Raw genomic sequence first — 2,155 nt, forward strand, 5'->3', positions numbered from 1 at the left:
CCCAAGCCCAAAAACATAAGTGGCGGCGCAAAGCGCCGCCACTTATATTTTTGGGCTTATGTCCAAGGCAAAGCTTTTATAGCTATAGAGAATTACTAAGTAGCTGGGTAGTCCTAAAAAGGAAAGGATGTAGGAAAATGTTTTCGATAGTTGCTAAAAAGCAAAGTGATGACCGAAATAAGACCATCTTGTCCATCCTGCCAATCTATATCGGTAGTTAAGAACGGTAGTACACGTCATGGGAAACAAAATTATAAATGTCGTGATTGTGGTCGCCAATTTGTAGAAAATCCTCAGTGGCAGAGAGTCTCTGAGCGTATACACGAGAGTTATGAGCTACTAGAACGACTACTACAAGAAAAGATCCCGTTAGCTGGAATAGCTAGAGTGCTCAAGGTGTCAGAACGATGGTTGCAAAGTTATGTCAATGATAAATATGAAAATATTCCTCAACAGGTAGAGGTAGAACCAAAACCAAAACGCCGTTTGATCGTACAGATGGATGAATTATGGTCTTTTGTGGACGACAAAGGCAATAAACAGTGGGTATGGCTTGCCATTGATGCCGAGACTCGTGAAATTGTCGGTTGTTATATTGGCGATCGCTCTGGGGACTCAGCTCAAAAGTTATGGGAATCTTTGCCTGCCGTCTATCGCCAATGTGCAGTTATTTACACTGATTTCTACTCGTCTTATCCTGTCGTACTACCAGTAGCTGGGCATAATTAAAATCCAGATTAAAAACCTGTGGCGCAGCGTGCACCACAGGTTTTTGGGTTTTATATTTAATTGCGCCTAGCTACTTAGCGATCGCCTTTCAAGGTTACTAGATATTTTGTCGGAAAAAGCTAGAAAAAAATATCAGACTTTTTCTGTTCCAATAACTTGCTTGTTAATGCCTTGATTGATGTCATGAATTATCGGTCTTTTTATCGTTAAAAACAAGTTTTAGTAAAATCAAAAAAGACTTGCAACCCATGAAAACCTTGCTAATAAATGTTTTTGAGGTTTACATCTATACAATTAACTTAAATAACTGGTTTAGAAAAAATATGCTAACTTAGCAATGTCAATATAAACAACATACAAAACATTTTGTTTTATACGTTGTTATCTATATTGATTTTTTGTCAATCTTTAAAATTTTTTGGCGAGTCTAACGGATGGGTGTTGAGTACTTGTGAATTGAGCGAAGACTTCTAATTATGAGATTGGAAACTGGGTTGAGAAAAGATTGGGTAATAGTGTTGAGTTTAAAATGTTTGTTTACCAAATCACCCCTAATTAAATGGAGATTTAGTTAGGATTTTCCATCTAAAATTGATATTTAAATTGATATTTAAAATCAATATTTAGATTAATAATTAGAATTAAAGTCTTATCAAAATATTGTGACTCGCTAGTTTTTTAGAGCGGCTATCCAGATATAAATAACTAGGGAAATGTGAGGAAAAAGATGACTATTGAAGACGCACTCAATATCGTAGATTCTGTTTTGGAAAATAAGAGCCTCAGCACAATTCAAGAGGCTATTTTTCGTCAAACTTGGGATGGGAAAACCTATTCAGAAATTGCGGAAATAGCTGGCTATGATGCCGCCTATATTCGCGATGTCGGTTACAAATTGTGGCAATTACTATCTGAGGCTTTTGGCGATCGCGTAACTAAAAATAATTTACAAGTGGTTTTACGCCGCTATAGTAATCGATCTCTAAATGCTAGCCCTGTTGCAAGTGTTAATTATCCATCTTTGATTAATTCTCATATCGTTTCAGCTATTCCTTCCTCAGTGAATTTACCGATTTCTACGGAATCATTTAGTCAGGAAATTAGTAATGGGGCTTCTAAACTTTTGCAATTGCTAGCGCGGGTATTAACCGAACCCATTGGCGATCGCCCAATTAACCATCACTGGCAGCAGCTCCATGATTCCAATACGGATTCCTCATTAAAACTGACCATTACGGTAAACCTCAGCATGGCAGACTAACCATCAAAAAGGGCGTAATACGCCCTTTTTGATGATGTAGCTATATTCACTTACAGCGCATTACGCTCAAACCCAAAGCAAGGAAATTTTTGAAAGCGTTGCAAAGCAACGCTTTCAAAAATTTCCTTAAAGCCAATAGAGAGTTGCGGCGCGAAGCGCCGCAAC

Annotated in this window: 1 protein-coding gene and 1 pseudogene; both read left to right on the top strand. The window is 37.7% G+C overall.

Annotated elements, in window-relative coordinates; translation table 11 throughout:
- Window positions 1-168: 168 nt before the first annotated feature.
- Window positions 169-723 (top strand): annotated as a pseudogene (locus tag PSE7429_RS22815) (IS1 family transposase); the annotation flags it as partial.
- Window positions 724-1,456: 733 nt separating this feature from the next.
- Complete coding sequence (locus tag PSE7429_RS22820) at window positions 1,457-1,990, top strand: hypothetical protein (protein WP_009629774.1); 534 nt, start codon at window positions 1,457-1,459, stop codon at window positions 1,988-1,990.
- Window positions 1,991-2,155 lie beyond the last annotated feature (165 nt).

The organism is Pseudanabaena biceps PCC 7429, from assembly GCF_000332215.1.
Lineage (GTDB): Bacteria > Cyanobacteriota > Cyanobacteriia > Pseudanabaenales > Pseudanabaenaceae > Pseudanabaena > Pseudanabaena biceps.

What these genes read in the sequence shown, in the direction of transcription:
- PSE7429_RS22820 (WP_009629774.1), top strand. Translation starts at nt 1,457, where the DNA reads ATGACTATTGAAGACGCACTCAATATCGTAGATTCTGTTTTGGAAAAT.